Consider the following 18,322-nt stretch of genomic DNA (forward strand, 5'->3'; position numbering starts at 1 on the left):
GTCGAAGTTGCTGCGCGGGCGTGTCTGCAACCTGCGCAAAACGCGTTGCAGTCAGGATTTCTTCTTTACCGATGCTGATCGAGCGAAGATGGGCGCGACTGCGATTGCTGCAGGTTTGGCTGGATTGGGCGGTGTGGCAGTGGGCTTGAGCGGTATGGCTATGGACACCGCGGAAGAAGCTGATCTGATCGAATTCGACCTAGATGGCAAGCCGGTCAAAGCGTGGGTATGGTGGTCGGCGTTTGCAGAAGGGGATGAAGTCGAAGTTGTCGCAGAACGTTGGGGGGACACTTGGCAAGCTTTTGGTGTTCGACGGATATCTGATGGGATTGTCGCACTCCATCCACATTGTAGTCGTGGCCGGAATGCCCACTACCGCGCCACGTTGAAATTATGGTGCAAAATTTCTGTGTCACTAATCGCGGCATTTTTTGTATTTGGTTTTTTGTATGGTTTTTTGAAATACGGATCGGAGACGGATTGGGTTGGTCTCACTGTTGGGCTTGCAATCGGCGGGTTTGCAGCGGCTGCGGTATACGGAATTATCGCTTTCCGTATCGCTCGAAAATTTATGGGATTTGTCGGTCTCGCGGAGAATATATTTCGTGGATTTGGATGGAAGGGTGTGAAGGATATAGATCTTCCTGCGATTACAAAAAAAGGGAAAAAACCGGGCGAGCCGGGCGCGTTGGGGGTGCTGTATTTTCGCTACTAACTTCACGTCACGACCGCAGTCTCAGTTGCTGCGTGGGCGCCTCTGCAACCTTCGCAAGACGCGCTGCAGTCAGGACTTCTTCTTTAGCGATGCGGACCGCGCCAAGATGGGCGCGACGGCAGTTGCGGCCAGTTTGGTCGGCCTCGGTGGAGTTGCCGTCGGACTAAGTGGTATGGCAATGGATACTACCGAAGACGCTGACCTGCTTGAGTTCGAGCTTGAAGGGAGGTCGGTGAAGGCTTGGGTTTGGTGGTCGGTATTTTCAGAAGGTGACGAGGTCGAGATTGTGGCTGAGCGTTGGGGTGATACTTGGCAGGCATTCGGCATCCGGCGATTGTCGGACAAAATTGTGGCGCTTCATCCGCATTGTAGCCGAGGTCGCTTTGCTCATTATCGAGCTTCATTTAAATGGGGTGGGGCATTTTTTGCGGCTGCGATGTTTTTTGAATATTTTATAATTGCGTGCTTCGCTATTTTTAAAGGCGGCGTGCCAATTGGAAATTTGATCATATCATGCGCGCTGGGGACTTTGGTGTCGGCGCTGGGCTACGGGTTCATTACTTATCGCGTTGCCCGGAAGATGATGGGCTTCGTTCGACTGGCCGAAGGAATTTTTGAGGGATTCGGCTGGAAGGACGTCAAAAACGTCGATCTCCCGGCCATCACGAAGAAGGATAAGAAACCCGGCGACCCTGCCGCACTGGGCATCCTGTATTTCCGCTACTGACAAGCATCCGGATCACGTTACGAGCAAGGAATCGAATTCATGATGAATCTCATCCGTGTCGGCGACGACACCGACCATGGCGGCAAGGTAATCACAGGTTCGTCGAAGATGCGCTTCGACGGCCGATTCGTGGCGCGCAAGGGCGACGAAGTGACGTGTCCGCAGCATCCCGAGATTAAACCGAACCTGATCGTCGAGGGCGACGAATCGATGACTGACGATGGCGTCCCGATTGCCCGGCACGGCCATCGCGCGACTTGCGGATGTTGTTTGATTTCGAGCCTCGTCTGATCGGCATAGGTGACCGGGCGAACGTTCCGCAAGACTTGTCGCACCGCGAGGTCACACGAGCGGCGTCGCTCCCGGTCGCGGCGCACTGCGTCGAATTTCCCTGCCGTTGTTGGCGGACATGACGACAAGCTGCACGAAGTTCGTTGCGGACATATGCGCAGTGAAAAAACGCTCCATCACACCGACGAACGCATTCAGACTCGTTGCCGCGAACGCCTGTTCGTCAACGGTCAGCGTCACCTCCAGGCCGCGTACAAAGCTCGGCATCGGCTCTCCCGACAGCCAGAGTTGCCGGACGCGATGACCCAGGTTCGTCAATCCATCGATCAGATTCGCGTGCGTGCCCGACTGCACCGCAAATTGGCGGAGCAGGCGTTTCAATTCTGCAAGCCCGGAGCGGGTCAGTTCGATCGAATGCGGCGCGAGTTGCGCGATGAGCCGCCATACGGCGTCGCCTTCTTGCGGTAGACGGGCAACCGGGGTGGGCGCGTCGAGCATGTCGATGCGCGACACGATTGCGCCTTGTTCGTTGACGAGATCGCCATTCGGCGCACGCGCCCTTATCGTCCGGGGGAGATCGCCGTTCGTGCACGTCATGTTCGCGGTGATCTGCTCGATCCCGGTGTCGGACGCAGGGCGACCATCGAGTCCCACCAGACTGATCGCAGCCTCGGCTTTTCCCGAAGAAGTCGTCGCCGCGCGTTGGACGGAAATCCAGTAGGGGCCGGTTGGGCCGCCGACACCGCCATGCATGAGCGACGTGAACGGCGGAATGACAGCCGCCCTCGACACGCCAGTCGTGGCGCGTACCGTGTCGACCGACCAGATCGCAACCTGCGCTGCATCGGTGTTCTGCGACTGCACCGGATACGTGCCGGTCAGCGAGTCTCGTTTGAGCGGCACCGATGTTAGCCGGAACAAATTGACGATCGGCGTGCAGAAGAGCTTCAGGTTATCTGCTGACAACGCGCCCAGCCGCTGGGCTTCCCGCGAGTCCGGATGTATGCCGCCGATCGCGAGGTGCAGCGTCAGTTTGTGATCCGGGCCTGCTGCATCGGTCAGCGCACCGAGGTCGACGTCAACGAAATCGAACTTCTTCGAGTATGCGAAGTATTCGCCGAGCAATCGCAGGGCCGGCGCTCCGTCGTCTTCGTCGATCAGCCGCTCGGTGTCGTCATAGCCTACCGGTGCAAGCGGCGAAGCGTGCAATGCGGTCCACCGCTGTTGCGCGTCTTCGACGAACGCTGCCGCGGTCCGCATTGTCATCGAATCGAGGATCGTGGCGACGACTTCGTCTGCGCCGTGGATATGGACACGCAGCGGACTCGGGATGGACGCGATACGAAAATCAGGCCGCGTAACCGCGAAAGTGATCGAGAGGAGGCCGGATGTGCTCGGTGGCAATACCGCATAGGACGGAACGCTGGTTGCCGGCCCGTACCGCGCGTGCTCAATGCGTATGGGCGCAAGCGTAACGTCGTAGACAGTACGGAAGCGGCAGTCCTCCGCTTTGCTCGAGAGTTCGGTGTTGCGGCGAATCGACGACGGTTCGGTCAGCTTGTCGAACACGTCGCCGATGTCGAACCGGGCAATCGTACATGCCGGGACCGGTCGCAGGTATTGAGGGCACAGCATGCCTGCGAGCGACGTGGTGAATTCAGGATACTCGTCACTGAGCCGGGTGCCGATATTCGCGGCAAGAAGAGCGAATGACTGCAGCATTCGCTCGATATGCGGATCTTCAGAGCGGTCTCCGTTGATCCCGAGGCGGACGGCAATTTTGGGATAGCGCGCCGAGAAGGAGGCAATTGATGCGCGCAGCAGGCCAAGCTCTCGTTCGTAGTGCGGAAGCAGATGATCCATTGCGTGAAGTGGCGAACCGATCGAGCGACAAAGGCATGTACTCTTTGCCTGCTCGGTTGCGCCACATGATGTCGGGCGTGTCGGTGCTTGGGATCGCAATGATAACCATAAAATTACATATTGCTGTCATCGCATGTCGATCTGCTTTCTGCTCCGCCGGATGTCCAGACGGGCAACGCGACATTCCGCCTTCGTATCACACGTGGTCAACCCGCCGCGTCCGCGTCCGCTTCACCTCATACATCTCCCGATCCGCATGTTCGATCAGCGCGTTCATGTCGGTGCCGTCGTCGGGCAGCATCGCGATGCCGACGCTGACGCCGAGCCGCAGCGGATGCCCGTCGAATTCGAACGGCTCGCCAACCTTGCGCGCGAGCCGGGCGCGTTGCGCGTCGACGTCGTCGCGGCCGCCGACATTCGGCAGGATCACCGCGAACTCGTCGCCGCCCACCCGCGCGACCGTATCCGAGCGCCGCACGGCGCCGAGCATCCGCATCGCGATCTCGCGCAGCGCGGCGTCGCCCGCGCGGTGGCCGAGGCCGTCGTTGATCGGCTTGAGCCCGTCCATGTCGATGTTGAGGATGCCGAGCCGGCCGTTCGCGCGCAGCGCCGTGTGCATCGACTGGCGCAGGCGGTCGTAGAACAGCGCGCGGTTCGGCAGGCCGGTGAGCGCGTCGTGCGTCGCGCGCAGGTACAGCTCGTTGGCTTCGTTGCGCGCCGCGTGGAACATCGCGGCGGCGATCAGGTCGGCCATCAGCCGCAGCGTGCCGGCGTCGGCGGCCGAAAAACCGTCGACGTCCGGCGACATCACCTTCAGCACGCCGACCGTCGTGTCCGCATGCGTGAGCGGCATCACCAGCATCGAGCGCAGCCCGACCCGGCGGCACGCGTCGCGATCGACGCGCGGGTCGGTTTCCGAATCCGTGCAGCGCAGCAATTCACCGCGGGTCACGCACAGGCCGGACAGGCTGCCCGAGCGGCGCAGCCGCAGCCCGAGCATCCCGGCGGCCGAACCCGACGCGGCGCGGTACACCATGTCGTCGCCTTCGGCGAATTCGACCGCCGCGCCGCTCGCGCCCGTGAGCTGCGGCACCTGCTCGGTCACGTAAGCCATCACGCTGCCGAGATCGAGGCCGAGTTTCGCGATTTCGGCCTGCGCGGCAATGATGCGCAGCAGCGTGTCGGGGGACGGCGTGGCGGTGTCGACGAATTGATCCAAGTCAGTTTTCCATGAAGAAAGCGCGGCGCTCGGCGCGAGCTTGCGGTAGCATACGCGCCGCTCGCGCGGCAGCGCATCCGGGCGGCCCGCAAGGGGTCGCAACCGGCATTCGGCCGGTAGTCGGGTGTTCGACCGGCCAGCCCGGCGCGCCGGCAGTATGCCGGTCGCTCCGGCAGGCAGCAACGGCGTAATTCTTGCCATTCAATCGCGGCGCGCAGCATTTCCGACCGAATTGAGTTGTTTTTCGCTTCGTCAGCGCGAATCACGGTGAGTTTCGCCCTGATTTTGAGATAGTGTGACGAATGTGCGAGCGCCTGTGCCAGGCCCGCGCACCGTCTGACGAATCGGCAGCCAGAGAGTTCGCCGCGTCGTTTCGATAATTGCATTCAGGCCAGACATTGAGGGGAAGCAGTGGGGATGTGCACTCGCGGGCAGAGCTGCTGTGCGCGCGTCGGTCGCGACGCGCTTGATAACCGGATGATCACGACGATGCGGAGCCGCGCATGAAGCCGGCCGTTTCGCTGTTCGTCCTGTCGGTGGCCACGTTCGGCGCGCTCCATGCGGCCGCGTTGTCGGCCGCACCGATGCCGGCGGTGCCTGCTGCCGCGTCGGCGTCCGCCGGGACTCCGGCCGCGCCGTCGCCCGCCAGCGGCGCGGCCGTGCCGAATGCCGCCAGCGCGGCGTCCGCCGGGCTGCCGACGACGACCGTGCACCTGCCGTTCGCGTCGCTCGGCGCATTCGATCCGGTGCGCCTGCGCGGCGCCGACGACGCGCGCACGATCAACGCGGGCGTGCGGCTCGACCGCGTGGTGACTGGCGCGCGGCTGCGTCTGACCTACGCGTATTCGCCGTCGCTGGTGTTCCCGATGTCGCACCTGAAGGTGTCGATGAACGGCGAGGTGATCGCGACGGTCCCGTTCGACGCGACGCGCGCGGGCCGCACGGTCACGCAGGACATCCCGATCGATCCGCGTTATTTCTCCGATTTCAACCAGATCGGCCTGCGCCTGATCGCGCACTACACGCTCGATCACTGCGAGGACCCGTCGAACTCGGCGCTGTGGGCCGACGTGAGCCCGACGAGCGAGCTGATCCTCGACGAATCGCCGCTGCGCCTGCCGAACGACCTGGCGCTGCTGCCCGCGCCGTTCTTCGACCGGCGCGACAACGGGCTGCTGCGGCTGCCGTTCGTGCTGCCGGCGTCGCCCGATTCGGCGACGCTGCGCAGCGCCGGCGTGCTCGCGTCGTGGTTCGGCGCGCAGGCCGACTACCGGCAGGCGCGCTTCCCGGTCGCGGCGACGCTGCCTGCCGACGACCAGGCGGTGGTGGTCGGCACGGCTTCGACGCTGCCGGCCGGCCTCGCGCTGCCGTCGGTCAACGGCCCGCTGCTCGCGGTGGCCGACAACCCGGCCGCGCCGGGCCGCAAGCTGCTGGTCGTGACGGGCCGCACGGCGGCCGAAGTCGACGACGCGGTCGCGGCGCTGGTGCTCGGCCGTGCGGCGCTGTCGGGCCCGGCGGCCACCGTCGCGCACGTCGATCTCGGCGCGCCCCGCAAACCGTACGACGCGCCGCGCTGGCTGCCGGTGAACCGGCCGATCGCGTTCCGCGAACTCGTGTCGGACCCGCGCGAACTCGAAGTGCGCGGCACGACGCCCGACGCGATCCGCCTGAACCTGCGCGTGCCGGCCGATCTCCATTCGTGGAACGGCTCGGGCGTGCCGATCACGCTGCGCTACCGCTATACGGCGCCGACGGTGCAGGACGACTCGACGCTCGCCGTCGAGATCAACGAACAGCTCGTGAAGTCGTACCGGCTCGGGCCGGCCCATGCGGAAGACGCGCGCGGGCGCATGCAGCTGCCGCTGCTCGCGGTGCCGGAAGGGCGCGTGACGAGCGATGTGGACATCCCGGCGTTTCGCGTCGGCAGCGGCAATCAGCTGCAGTTCCGCTTCACGCTCGATTCGCAGAAGACGGGGCTCTGCTCGAGCACCGCGACCGAGCCGCAGCGCGCGGCGATCGATCCCGATTCGACGATCGACTTCTCGCACTTCGTCCACTACGCGCAGTTGCCGAACCTCGCGTTCTTCGCGAACAGCGGCTTCCCGTTCACGCGCTTCGCCGACCTGTCGCAGACGGCCGTCGTGATCCCGGACCGGCCATCGCCGCAGGAGCTCGAAGCCTATCTGACGATGCTCGGCCACATGGGCCAGTGGACCGGCTTCCCGGCGCTGCGCGTGGAGGTTGCGCGGCCCGGCGACGTCGCCGCGCTGGCAGGGCGCAAGGACCTGCTCGTGATCGACGGCTCGCCCGCGTCGCCGCTGCTGTCGCACTGGCGCGCGGCGCTGCCGCTGACGATCGACCAGCAGGGCGGCACGGGCGCGACGCGGGTCGCCTTCTCGGTGAAGGAACGCTGGCGCAACGGCATCGGCATGGCCGACGGCGGCGCGCATATCGAGCAGACGGGCTCGCTCGCCGCGCTCGCCGGCTTCGAGCTGCCGGGCAGCCATGGCCGCAGCGTCGTCGCGCTGACGGCGACCGACCAGACGCGCCTGGCCGATCTGCTCGACGTGTTCGAGAAGCCGGGCCTCGTGTCGCAGCTGCAGGGCGACCTCGCGCTGGTGCGGCCGGGTCAGGTGGACAGCCTCCGTGTGGGCGAGCCGTACGTGGTCGGCTTCGTGCCGTGGTACGCGCGCGTCTGGACGCAGCCGGCGCGGCACCCGGTCGTGCTCGGCGCGGTCGGCGTGGCCGCGGGGCTGCTGCTCGCGCTCGGCGTGTTCAGCGTGCTGCAGAGAATCGCCGCGCGTCGACGGGGGATGTAACGGATGGCGTGGGCATTCGCAAGGCGACGGGCAACGCGGCCGGCGCGGCGCGTCGGCACGACGCTCGTGCTGGCCGTCGCGGCGGCGTGCGCGGCGACCGCGACCGCGACCGCCGGGCGCGCGCAGGCGGCGCAAAACGGCGCGGCCGACGCGCAGTGCGGCGCGGCGTGGCCGCGCTGGGACGCGTTCAAGCGCGATTTCGTGTCGGCCGACGGTCGGGTGATCGACGTCGGCTCGGCCGATTCGCGCACGGTATCGGAGGGGCAGGCGTATGGACTGTTCTTCGCGCTGGTCGCGAACGACCGGCGCACGTTCGACACGATCCTCGCATGGACCGAGAACAACCTCGCGCAGGGCGACCTGAGCGCCCGGCTGCCGGCGTGGCTGTGGGGCCGCGCGCCGGACGGCGCATGGCGCGTGCTCGACGCGAACGCGGCGTCGGACGCCGACCTGTGGATCGCATACACGCTCGTCGAAGCCGGCCGGCTGTGGCGCGAGCGCAGCTACACGGCGCGCGGCGCGCTGCTCGCGAAGCGCGTGCTGGACGACGAGACGGCCAGCGTGCCGGGCCTCGGCCTCACGCTGCTGCCCGGGCCGACCGGCTTCAAGCTGGCCAACGGCCAATGGCGCGTGAACCCGAGCTATTCGCCGCCGCAGGTGATCCGCGGGCTCGCCGCGCGCCTGCCCGACGATCGGCGCTGGGCCGCGCTCGCGGCCAGCACTGGCCGCGTGCTGCTCGACACCGCGCCGAAGGGCTTCTCGCCGGACTGGGCGCTGTATCGCGCGGGCGCCGGCTTCGGACCCGATCCGCAAACCCGCGCGGAAAGCGCGTACAACGCGATCCGCGTGTACCTGTGGGCCGGCATGCTCGATCGCGCCGATCCGCTCGCCGCGCCGCTGCTCGCGCGGTTCGCACCGTTTGCCGACTACATTGCCGCGCATGGCGCGCCGCCGGAGAAGGTCGACACGACGACCGGCGTCGCGGGGCCGAACGACGGCAACGGCGGCTTCTCCGCGGCGGCCGTGCCGTTCCTCGACGCGCGCGGCCAGCGTGCGCTCGCCGATGCGCAGGCCGCGAGGGTCGATACGCTCGCGCGCCAGTCGGCGCCCGGCTACTACACGAGCGTGCTGACGCTGTTCGGCCTCGGCTGGCGCGAGGGCCGCTACCGGTTCGGCGCGGACGGCTCGCTCGACGCGCGCTGGGAGGGGCGTCCATGCGCGGCCCGATGAAGCGCACCGCACCGCGTGTCGCGGGGTTCGCGTGGCTCGCGTCGTCGGTCTGCGCGGCGGCGCCGGCCGCGGCTGCCGGCGGTACCGCCTCCGCGGTTGCTCCGCCACCGAAAACCGTCGCGCCGAAAGCCGCGCCGGCCACGGCGGCAGCCACGACCGATCGGGCCGACGTGCAGCGCCAGCTCTCGACCGCCCGCATGTGGGGCGCGAAGCATCGCGACGACCTCGCGCGCGACGCGCTGCGCAAGGGGCTGCTGATCGCGCCGGACGATCCCGAACTGCTCGCGGAGCAGATGCGCGTGCTGTTACGGCTCGGCGACGCGCAAGGCGCGCAGGCCGCGCTGGCGCGCCTGCAGGCGCGTGCGCCCGCGGCACCGGGCACGCGGCGTGCGGCCGACGAATACCGCGTCGCGACGAGCGGGCGCGGCGAGATGGCGCAGATCCGCCTGCTCGCGCGCAGCGGCCGCGCCGACGAAGCGGCCCGGCGGATCGTCGCGCTGTTTCCGAACGGTGCGCCGTCCGGCGCGCTCGGCGCCGAGTACTACCAGATCGTGTCGAATGCGCCGGGCGGACGCGAGCCGGCGATCGCCGCGCTGCGCCGCGCGGTCGCGGCCGACCCGCAGGACGTCAGCGCGGCCCTGGCGCTCGCGCGGCTGCTGAACCAGCGCGACGACACGCGCGCGGAAGCGAACCGGATCGCGTGGTCGCTCGCGAAGCGGGCCGACACCGACCATACGGACGCGATGGCCCTGTGGCGCCGCGTGCTGCAGTCCGCCGGCGCCGATCCCGCGTATCTCGACGCGTTGCATGCGTATCTGGCGCTCGTGCCGGACGACACCGAATTCCGCGATCGCGCCGCGACCCTCGACCGGCAGCGCGACGCGCAACGCCGGCTCGAACGCGATCCCGACTACATCGCACAGCAGCGCGGCCTGCAGGCGCTCGCGCGCGGCGACCTGGCCGGCGCGGATCCGCTGCTCGCGCGCGCCGCGCAGGCGCGCGCCGACGACGCCGATGCACTCGGCGGGCTCGGCCTGCTGCGCTTGCGCGAAGGCCGGCACGACGAAGCGCGGGCGCTGTTCACGCGCGCCGCGGCGCGCTCGACCGACCAGCGCGGCAAGTGGCAGGGCCTCGCGCGCACCGCGCAGTTCTGGGGGCTGCTCGCGCAGGGCCGCGCGGCGGCTTCGGCCGGGCGGCCGCAGGATGCGGAACGCGCGGCGCGCGCCGCGCTCACGATGCAGCCCGACAGCCCGGACGCGAAGCTGCAGCTCGTCGATGCGCTGCTCGCGCAGCGGGACTGGGCGCGCGCGGAGCCGTTGCTGCGCGAACTGCTGGCCGCCCGTTCGCCGACGCTGTCGGCGGTGCGCGGCACCGCGATGCTCTATGAGAACACCGGCCGCGCGGATCGCGTCGGCCCGCTGCTCGACGCGCTGCAGGGTCGCGTGACGGGCCGCGACGATCACCGCGCGCTCGACGGGCTGCGTGCGGACCTGCTCGCGAGCCAGGCGCGCGCGCTCGCCGACAAGGGCGAACGCGGGCCGGCCGCGCAACGCTACGAAGCCGCGGTGCGTGCGGCGCCCGATGCGCCGTGGACGCGTTTCGCGCTCGCGCGGCTGTATCGCGACATGGGGCTGCCGCAGCTCGGCCGCACGGTGATGGACGACGGGCTCGCGCAAAGCGACACGCCCGAGATGCGCTATGCGACCGCGCTGTATCGCAACTCGCTCGACGACGTCGCCGGCGCGCAGGCCGCGCTCGCGGGCGTCGACGACGCGCACCGCTCGGACGGCATGCGTGCGCTCGCGCGCAAGCTCGACGCGGAAGGTGCGCTGGCCGACGCGCGCGGCGCGCTCGGACGCGGCGATCGCGCGGCGTTCGCCGCGTCGCTCGCGCATGCGCAGGCGAGCGCGCCGGACGATCCCGACATGCTCGCGGCGATCGGTGCACAGTGGATCGACGCGGGCGACCCGGAGCGCGGCCTCGCGCCGTTGCGTGACTGGATCGCCGCGCATCCAAGAGAGGCCGATACCGACGTCCGGCTGCGCTACGGCGATCTGCTCGGCAGCGCGGGGCGCGACGACGCGCTCGCCGCGTGGCTCGACGCGCTGCGCCGCGAGCCGGCGCTGACGGCCGCACAGACCGCGCGCATCGAGGATCAGTCGCTGCGGCTCGTGCTGCGGCAGACGGACGACGCGATCGCGCGGCAGGACTATGCGCGCGCCCGCACGCTGCTCGATCGTGCGAGCGAGGCCGGCCGCGCGGACAAGCGCTACGCACTGGAACTGGCCGACCTCGAACGCGCGCAGGGGCACTACGACGCGGCGCGCGATGCGCTCGCGCCGATCGTCGCGCGCGCGCCGGACGACGCCGATACGCAGCTCGCGCTCGCGCGGATCGACGAGGACAGCGGTCATCGCGCGGCGGCGCTCGCGCGCGTGCAGGCCGTGCTCGCGCGCACGCCGGACGACGACGTCGACACGCGGCTGTCGGTCGTGCGCCGCCTGAACGCGCTGCGCCGTCCGGACGAAGCCGCGCAGGTGACCGGCCCGCTGCAGGCCGCATATCCGGCGCGCGCCGACGTGACGGTGGCAGCCGGGCGCGTGGCCGAGGCGCAGGGCCGCTACGACGATGCCGCGTCGCTGTACCGGCTGTCGCTGTCGCAGGAACGCACGAGCGGCGTGAGCCCCGGCCGCGACGGCCGCACGCCGGCGCAGGCCGCGTTCGCGGATCTCGAGCAGCGGCGCGACCCGGAGATCGAGACCGGCTGGCTGCCCGCGTACAAGTCGGGCGACGAAGGGGTGTCCGCGTACCGCGCGCAGCAGGTGCCGATCTACGTGCAGGTGCCGGTGCGCTACGACGGCCATGCGTTCCTGCAGCTCGACACCGTGCATCTGGACGCAGGCACGCTCGATACGAGCAACCCGAACGCGTATTCGCTGAAGACCTTCGGAACCTACGCCGCGCTCAACGCGCCGCTCGGGTTGCCTGCGCCGTTCGCGCCGAATCCGTCGGCCGTCGAGCTGATCGCGCATCCGCGCGGCGACCTGCACCAGCCGACGACGGGCGTCGCGCTCGGCGCCGGCTATCGCACGGACGCATGGCGCGTCGATCTCGGCACATCGCCGCTCGGGTTCCCGGTGCATTACCTGGTCGGCGGCGTGCGCTACCGCTTCGACGCGGGCCCGGCGAGCTTCACCGTGAACGCGTCGCGCCGGCCGGAAACCAGCAGCGTGCTGTCGTATGCGGGGATGCGCGACCCGTGGACCGGTGCGGTATGGGGCGGCGTGCGCCGCGATGGCGTGAACCTGCGTGCGGCGGTCGACGTCGGCCGCGTGAACCTGTTCGCGGAACTCGGCGCGGGCGTGCTGTCCGGCCGCAACGTCGAGCGCAACGCGGAAGTCACGCTGCGCTCGGGCTTCACGGTGCCGGTGTACGAACGCGCGACGATGCGGGTGAGCACGGGGCTCGTCGGCAATGCGTGGCATTACGCGCAGAACCTGCGCTATTACACGTACGGGCAGGGCGGTTACTACAGCCCGCAGCGCTACCTCTCGCTCGGCGTGCCGATCGAGTGGGCGGGGCGGCGCGACGCGCTGTCGTGGGACCTGACCGTCACGGCCGGGATCTCGAACAGCTATGAAAAGGATTCGCTGTTCTACCCGACCTTCGCGGGCCAGCGTGCCGCGCAGGAGGCGGCCGGGCTGGTCTACACGGGCAGTTCGACGCGCGGCGTGTCGTTTTCGTACGGCGTGAACGGCATCGTCGAGTATCGCGTGAATCCGCACCTGAGCGTCGGCGCGCAACTGCATGTCGACCGGTCGCACGACTATGCGCCGAGTTCGGCGCTCGTGTACCTGCGCTATGCGTTCGACGCTCGCGCGCAGCGCAGCTGGCTCGTCACGCCGACGCCGGTGCGGCTTTATTCGGATTACTAGGGTCTGCTTGCATATGGAACGCGTGAATACCGAAATCGACGCAACCCGTCCCGCGCTCGGCGCCGCCGGCCTGCTGGGCCGCCTGCGCGCGCTGCTGCGCACGGGCCCGGCCGGCGGCCGCGCCGGCCCGCTGAGCCGGCTCGCGATCGACGGGCTGCCCGATGCGTGGACGCAACTGGAAGCAGGCGGCCTGTACGCCGTCTATGCCGCCACCGGCACGCCGGCGTGTGACGCGCTGGTGTGGGAAAGCGCGCGGCAGTCGCGCACGCGCGACGTGACGGTCGTGCTGTCACGCGACGCGGCGCGCGTGGCCGCGCAGATGCAGGCGCGCGGTTTCGCGGGCGGCGCGCAGCCGTCCGGCTGGCCGCGCAACCTGAACGTGCTGGCGATGCCGTCCGCGCCCGCATCCGTAGCAGCCGACGGCGATGCCGCGATCGAACCAGGCACGCGGCGCCAAGCGGCGCCCGCTCCGTTCGCACGGCTCGCGGGCGGCTTGCGCGCGATGAAGCGCTACGGCTTTCGCACGCGCTCGCTGTATTTCATTGAAGGCGCGCAACGCTGGTTCAGCTGGGACGATCCGGCCGCGCTCGCGGAAGAGGCGCACGCGCTCGCGGATTGGTGCCGCACGCACCGGATCGCGCTGGTGCTGCTGGTCGATCCTGAAATCGCGCGCACGGGCGCCGCTCCCGACACCGACGATCCGCCGCTCGTGCGCGTCGCGAATCGTGCACCGCGCAGCGGCTTTCACGGCGTGTGCTCGGGCGTCGCGCAATTGCAGCGCACGCACGGCGAGCTGCTGTGGGTCGTCGATTTCTGGCGCGCGGGCGATACGCTCGCGGCCGGCGAAGTGCGGCCGCTGCGCTTCGCGCCGGGCGGCCGGCTTGCGGCGATCGTCGACGGCGGCGCCGTCCAGCCGTCGCGCGGGATGAAGCTCGCGACCGACGAGGATCGCGTCGTCGCCAGCCGCGCGGCGCTCGACGATGCGGGCCGCGTGCCCGCCGGCTGGGAAATCGTCGAGGATAACGCAGCGGTCGTTGCTGCCTGTGCGCACGCGCAGGCCGCGACCGCGGTGCTCGCGTTCCGCTCGCATCCGCAGCTCGAGGCGTTGTGCGCGGCCGTGCACGCGCTGCGCCGCCAATGCGGCGGCGCGCTGAAGATCGCCGTGGTCGAACGCGGCGAGGTGCTGCGCCAGCAGTTCGAGATGCTGTTGCTGAGCGTCGGCGCGAACCGCGTCGTCGCGCGCGACCTGCCGCTGTCGCGGATGCAGGCCGCGGTGAACGCGCTGCACGGGCAGCTCTATGCGCGGCCCGTCGCGCCCGACTATCGCGCGGCGCTCGCGGCCGCGCTCGGCGATTCGGTGCTCGGCTACCTGCCGGTCGGCGCGTTCTGCCTGCGCATTCGCGCGGTGCTCGATCGCGGCGCCGTGCTCGCGCTGCCGCATACGCTCGCGAAGATCGCGCTGCTGCCCGGCGTGTCGCACGTCGACGCGCTGCGGCACTGCCGGCCGCGCCGCGCGGGCGACGTCGTGACCGCCGACGCCGCGCATCTGTACGTGTTCCTGTTCGCGTGCGAACCGGTCGATGCCGAGGACGCGCTCGCGCGGATCTTCGACGTGCCGGTCGATACGCTGTCCGATCGCGTCGTGTGTCTCGGGGCAGGCAGCATCGACACCGAGCTCGATGCGCTGAAGACCGAAAACCGGCGCGCGCCGATCGCCGACTACAGCGACCTGTTCGCGACGGCGAAGCAAGCGGGCTCGACGCGCGTGACGGCCGAGCGCGCGGGCGAGGGCGTGGGCGCGGAGAATGCCGAATCGGGTGGCATGACCGATCCGAGCATCGATATATCGCCGCCGCCCGTGCGCGACGAAGAAACCGTGCCAGCCGCCGCTGCACCGGCGCCGTCCGCCGACATTCCCGCCGCGCGTGCGCGCGGCGCCATCCGCAGCGCGATGCCGCTGCGCAAGCCGGAGGACGCATGATCGCCGAACTCGTCATCGGATTCATCGTCGGCATCGCGATCGCGGTGCCGGTGTGGATCGTCGCGCAGCACCTCGGCATCGGCCGCGGTTTTCATGCGCCGCGCGGGCTGCACCGGCGCGACGCGGTGCCGTGCGAACTCGTGCCGATCGCGCTGCGCGGACGCCTGCTGCCCGACGCCGAGCGCACCGACGAGGCCGCGCGATGAAGACGATCGCCATCATCTCGACCACCGGCGGCGCGGGCCGCACGACGCTCGCCGGCGCGCTCGCGGTGCTGCTCGCGCGCCGCGGCCGGCCGGTCGTCGCAGTCGAGTTCGACGCGCAGAACCTGATGGGCGCGACGCTCGGGCTCGACGCGCTGGCCGAACACGGGCTCGCGCACAGCCTGCTCGCGGACCCTGCTGGCGCCGCGCCGTGGCACGCGCACACATGGCGCAATGCCGACGGCGTGCTGTTCGTGCCGTATGGGCAGGTCGACGCCGCAGGCGCCGCCGCGTGCGATGCGCGGCTAGCGGCCGATCCCGACTGGCTCTCGCGCGCGCTCGACGAGATCGCGCTGCCGGCCGAGGGCGTCGTGCTGGTCGACACGGCCCGCTATCCGTCGCCGCAGGCCGAGCAGGCGATTCGCCGCGCCGACCTGACGCTCGTCGTCGTGCCGCCCGAACCGGCCGCGTGCGCGACCGTCGCCGCGCGCCTGGACGCGCTGCGCGGTGGCCGCGGCGACCTGCAGATCGTCGTGAACCGGCTGAACCCCGCGCGCGACATGCAGCGCGACGCGCTCGCGATGCTGCGGGCCGTCGTGGGGCCGGAGTCGATGCTCGAGCAGCGCATTCACGTCGACGCGGCCGTGCCCGAAACGCTCGCGCGCGGCAGCTGGATCTTCGACGACGCGCCGTATTCGCAGGCCTCGCACGACCTGAACGGCGTCGCGAACTGGGTCGATACGTGGCTCACGGCGGCCGCGGCCGGCCGTGCGGGAGCGTCGCGATGAAAGCCGCGTTCGCGTCGCGCTGGCGTGCCACGGTCCGACGCGCGACCGACTGGTGCGCGCGCGGAATCGGGCTGCCTGCCGAGCGCACGCTGCTCGACTGGCTCGTGCGGCTGTTCTTCCATGCACCGCCGCCCGGCCGGCCCGACCCGATCCGTCGCCGGGCGCGCACCGCGTTCCTCTGGCTCGCGCGCGAGTGGGGCGTGCTGCAGCCGCTGAGCCCGCGTGAATGGCTGTGGCGCGCGATCGTACGCGCGCCGCGCGCGGCCGGCGAGCAGCCCGCGCGCGATCCGCTCGCGTGGTTCGACACGTTCGTCGTGCCGGTGTACGTCGTCGTACGCGCGCTTGGCGCACGCATCGGCGCACAGCTCGAGCGTTTGCCGTGGGCGCGCTGGGGCGGCTGGCTCGACGCGCGTGCGAACGGCGTCGGCCGCCACCGCTGGCTCGCGCCGCTGCTGCTGGGCGCGGGCGGGCTGATGTGGGCCGCGGCCGCGATGTCGCCGCTGATGCCCGGCGCGCAGTTCGCGTTCTTCGCGATCGTCGCGGTGCTGGCGCTCGCGCTGCGCCGCCTGCCGGGCCATCTGCCGACCCTCGCGCTCGCGTCGCTCGCGCTGCTCGCCACGCTCCGCTACGTGTGGTGGCGCACGACCCAGACGCTCGATTTCCGCAGCCCGGTCGAGGCGGTCGCCGGCTACCTGCTGTACGGCGCCGAAGCCTATACCTGGATGATCCTGCTGCTCGGCTTCGTGCAGACCGCGTGGCCGCTCGACCGGCCGATCGTGCCGCTGCCCGACGACCCGGACAGCTGGCCGAGCGTCGACATCTACATTCCGACCTACAACGAGCCGCTGTCGGTCGTGAAGCCGACCGTGTTCGCCGCGCAGAGCATCGACTGGCCGACCGGCAAGCTGCGCGTGTATCTGCTCGACGACGGCAAGCGCCCCGAGTTCGCGGCGTTCGCGCGGGAGGCCGGCATCGGCTACCTGACGCGCGACGACAACCTGCACGCGAAGGCCGGCAACATCAACCGCGCGCTGCCGAAGACGCGCGGCGAATACATCGCGATCTTCGACTGCGATCACGTGCCGACGCGCTCGTTCCTGCAGACCACGATGGGCGTGTTCCTGCGCGACCCGAAATGCGCGCTGGTGCAGACGCCGCACCATTTCTTCTCGCCCGATCCGTTCGAGCGCAACCTCGGCACGTTCCGCGAGATCCCGAACGAGGGCAACCTGTTCTACGGGCTCGTGCAGTCGGGCAACGACCTGTGGAACGCGACGTTCTTCTGCGGATCATGCGCGGTGCTCAAGCGCACCGCGCTGGAGGAGGTGGGCGGCGTCGCGGTCGAGACCGTGACCGAGGACGCGCACACCGCGCTCAAGCTGCATCGCCGCGGCTACACGTCGGCGTACCTGCCGACCGTGCAGGCGGCCGGCCTCGCGACCGAGAGCCTCGCGGGCCACGTGAAGCAGCGCACGCGCTGGGCGCGCGGGATGGCGCAGATCTTCCGCATCGACAACCCGTTCCTTGGGCGCGGGCTCGGCTTCATCCAGCGGATCTGCTATGGCAACGCGATGCTGCATTTCTTCTACGGGATCCCGCGGCTCGTGTTCCTGACGATTCCGCTCGCGTACCTGTTCTTCCACCTGTACTTCATCAACGCGTCGTCGATCGCGCTCGCGAGCTACGTGATCCCGTACCTCGTGCTCGCAAACGTCGCGAACTCGCGGATGCAAGGGCGCTATCGCCATTCGTTCTGGGCCGAGGTCTACGAATCGGTGCTCGCGTGGTACATCGCGCTGCCGACCACCGTCGCGTTCTTCAGCCCGAAGCACGGCAAGTTCAACGTGACCGACAAGGGCGGCAAGATCGACGAAGGTTACGTCGACTGGTCGACGTCGAAGCCGTACCTCGTGCTGTTCGCGCTGAACGTGCTCGCGATCGCGGCCGGGCTGTGGCGGCTCGTGGCCGACCAGGGCGACGAGGCGTCGACGATCCTGATCACGCTCGGCTGGACCGTCTACAACCTCGCAATGCTCGGCGCGGCGCTGGCGGTTGCGCGCGAGACCAAGCAGGTGCGCGTCACGCACCGGATCGCGATGCGCGTGCCGGCGACGCTGCTGCTTGCCGACGGCTCGACGGCCGCGTGCTTCACCAGCGACTACTCGACCGGCGGCCTTGGCCTCGAGGCGGTGCCGGGGCTGCCGCTCGCGATCGGCGACACGCTGACGGTGTGCGTGACGCGCGGCGACCGGCCGTTCCCGTTCCCGGTACGCGTGAGCCGCGTGACGCCGACTCACGTCGGCGTGAGCTTCGAGGCGCTGACGCTCGAGCAGGAGCGCCAGCTCGTGCAGTGCACGTTCGGCCGTGCGGACGCGTGGCTCGACTGGCACGCGAGCACGCGCACGGACACGCCGCTGCGCGGGCTGAAGGAAGTGCTGCGCGTGGGCGTGGACGGTTACGTACGGATGTGGAAGGGTGTCGCGCGCGGCGTGCAGTCGATGCTGGCACCGAAGCTCGATCGGGCGCGCGACTGACGCGGCGCCCATCACGG

Annotated in this window: 12 protein-coding genes; 10 read left to right on the forward strand and 2 right to left on the reverse strand. The window is 69.5% G+C overall.

Features of this window, described 5'->3' with window-relative positions; genetic code table 11:
- The first annotated feature begins 7 nt into the window (after positions 1-7).
- The 3 genes from ABIC50_RS04055 to ABIC50_RS04065 are packed head-to-tail and all read left to right on the forward strand — an operon-like array spanning position 8 to position 1,733.
- A complete protein-coding gene (locus ABIC50_RS04055) occupies positions 8-715 on the forward strand; it encodes a putative type VI secretion system effector (protein WP_354161735.1) in 708 nt (235 codons plus the stop codon).
- Positions 716-740: 25 nt separating this feature from the next.
- A complete protein-coding gene (locus ABIC50_RS04060) occupies positions 741-1,442 on the forward strand; it encodes a putative type VI secretion system effector (RefSeq protein WP_354161738.1) in 702 nt (233 codons plus the stop codon).
- 39 nt (positions 1,443-1,481) lie between these two features.
- Positions 1,482-1,733, forward strand: coding sequence for a PAAR domain-containing protein (locus ABIC50_RS04065; RefSeq protein ID WP_012363636.1), 252 nt, complete (start codon positions 1,482-1,484; stop codon positions 1,731-1,733).
- Between the two features lie 51 nt (positions 1,734-1,784).
- Here the strand turns inward: ABIC50_RS04065 and tssF are convergent, their stop codons facing one another.
- Positions 1,785-3,596: a type VI secretion system baseplate subunit TssF gene (gene tssF / locus ABIC50_RS04070; RefSeq protein WP_354161741.1), complete on the reverse strand. Its 1,812-nt coding sequence runs from the start codon at positions 3,594-3,596 to the stop codon at positions 1,785-1,787.
- A 196-nt stretch (positions 3,597-3,792) separates the two neighbouring features.
- Positions 3,793-4,815 (reverse strand): diguanylate cyclase domain-containing protein, encoded by a 1,023-nt coding sequence (locus tag ABIC50_RS04075; RefSeq protein ID WP_354161749.1) that lies wholly within the window; start codon positions 4,813-4,815, stop codon positions 3,793-3,795.
- Between the two features lie 503 nt (positions 4,816-5,318).
- Here ABIC50_RS04075 and bcsB point away from each other — a divergent pair.
- Genes bcsB through bcsA form a run of 7 tightly spaced genes read left to right on the forward strand, consistent with a single transcriptional unit; the run spans position 5,319 to position 18,305 of the window.
- Positions 5,319-7,634: a cellulose biosynthesis cyclic di-GMP-binding regulatory protein BcsB gene (gene bcsB / locus ABIC50_RS04080; protein WP_354161756.1), complete on the forward strand. Its 2,316-nt coding sequence runs from the start codon at positions 5,319-5,321 to the stop codon at positions 7,632-7,634.
- A gap of 3 nt (positions 7,635-7,637) precedes the next feature.
- On the forward strand, positions 7,638-8,864 hold the full coding sequence (gene bcsZ / locus ABIC50_RS04085; protein ID WP_354161763.1) for a cellulose synthase complex periplasmic endoglucanase BcsZ: 1,227 nt from the start codon (positions 7,638-7,640) through the stop codon (positions 8,862-8,864).
- Complete coding sequence (locus ABIC50_RS04090; protein WP_354161768.1) at positions 8,849-12,799, forward strand: cellulose synthase subunit BcsC-related outer membrane protein; 3,951 nt, start codon at positions 8,849-8,851, stop codon at positions 12,797-12,799. The genes bcsZ and ABIC50_RS04090 overlap by 16 nt, the downstream gene beginning before the upstream one ends.
- 22 nt (positions 12,800-12,821) lie before the next feature.
- Positions 12,822-14,780 (forward strand): cellulose biosynthesis protein BcsE, encoded by a 1,959-nt coding sequence (bcsE, locus tag ABIC50_RS04095; protein WP_354161772.1) that lies wholly within the window; start codon positions 12,822-12,824, stop codon positions 14,778-14,780.
- Positions 14,777-14,986 carry a hypothetical protein gene (locus ABIC50_RS04100; protein ID WP_105833244.1) on the forward strand — a complete coding sequence of 70 codons (210 nt, stop codon included), beginning with the start codon at positions 14,777-14,779 and terminating at the stop codon, positions 14,984-14,986. The genes bcsE and ABIC50_RS04100 overlap by 4 nt, the downstream gene beginning before the upstream one ends.
- Positions 14,983-15,771: a cellulose biosynthesis protein BcsQ gene (bcsQ, locus tag ABIC50_RS04105; RefSeq protein ID WP_354161775.1), complete on the forward strand. Its 789-nt coding sequence runs from the start codon at positions 14,983-14,985 to the stop codon at positions 15,769-15,771. Before ABIC50_RS04100 ends, bcsQ begins: the two co-directional genes overlap by 4 nt.
- On the forward strand, positions 15,768-18,305 hold the full coding sequence (gene bcsA / locus ABIC50_RS04110; RefSeq protein WP_354161778.1) for a UDP-forming cellulose synthase catalytic subunit: 2,538 nt from the start codon (positions 15,768-15,770) through the stop codon (positions 18,303-18,305). Before bcsQ ends, bcsA begins: the two co-directional genes overlap by 4 nt.
- The last annotated feature ends 17 nt before the right edge of the window (positions 18,306-18,322 follow it).

The organism is Burkholderia sp. 567 (assembly GCF_040545115.1).
GTDB classification, from domain to species: Bacteria; Pseudomonadota; Gammaproteobacteria; order Burkholderiales; family Burkholderiaceae; genus Burkholderia; species Burkholderia ambifaria.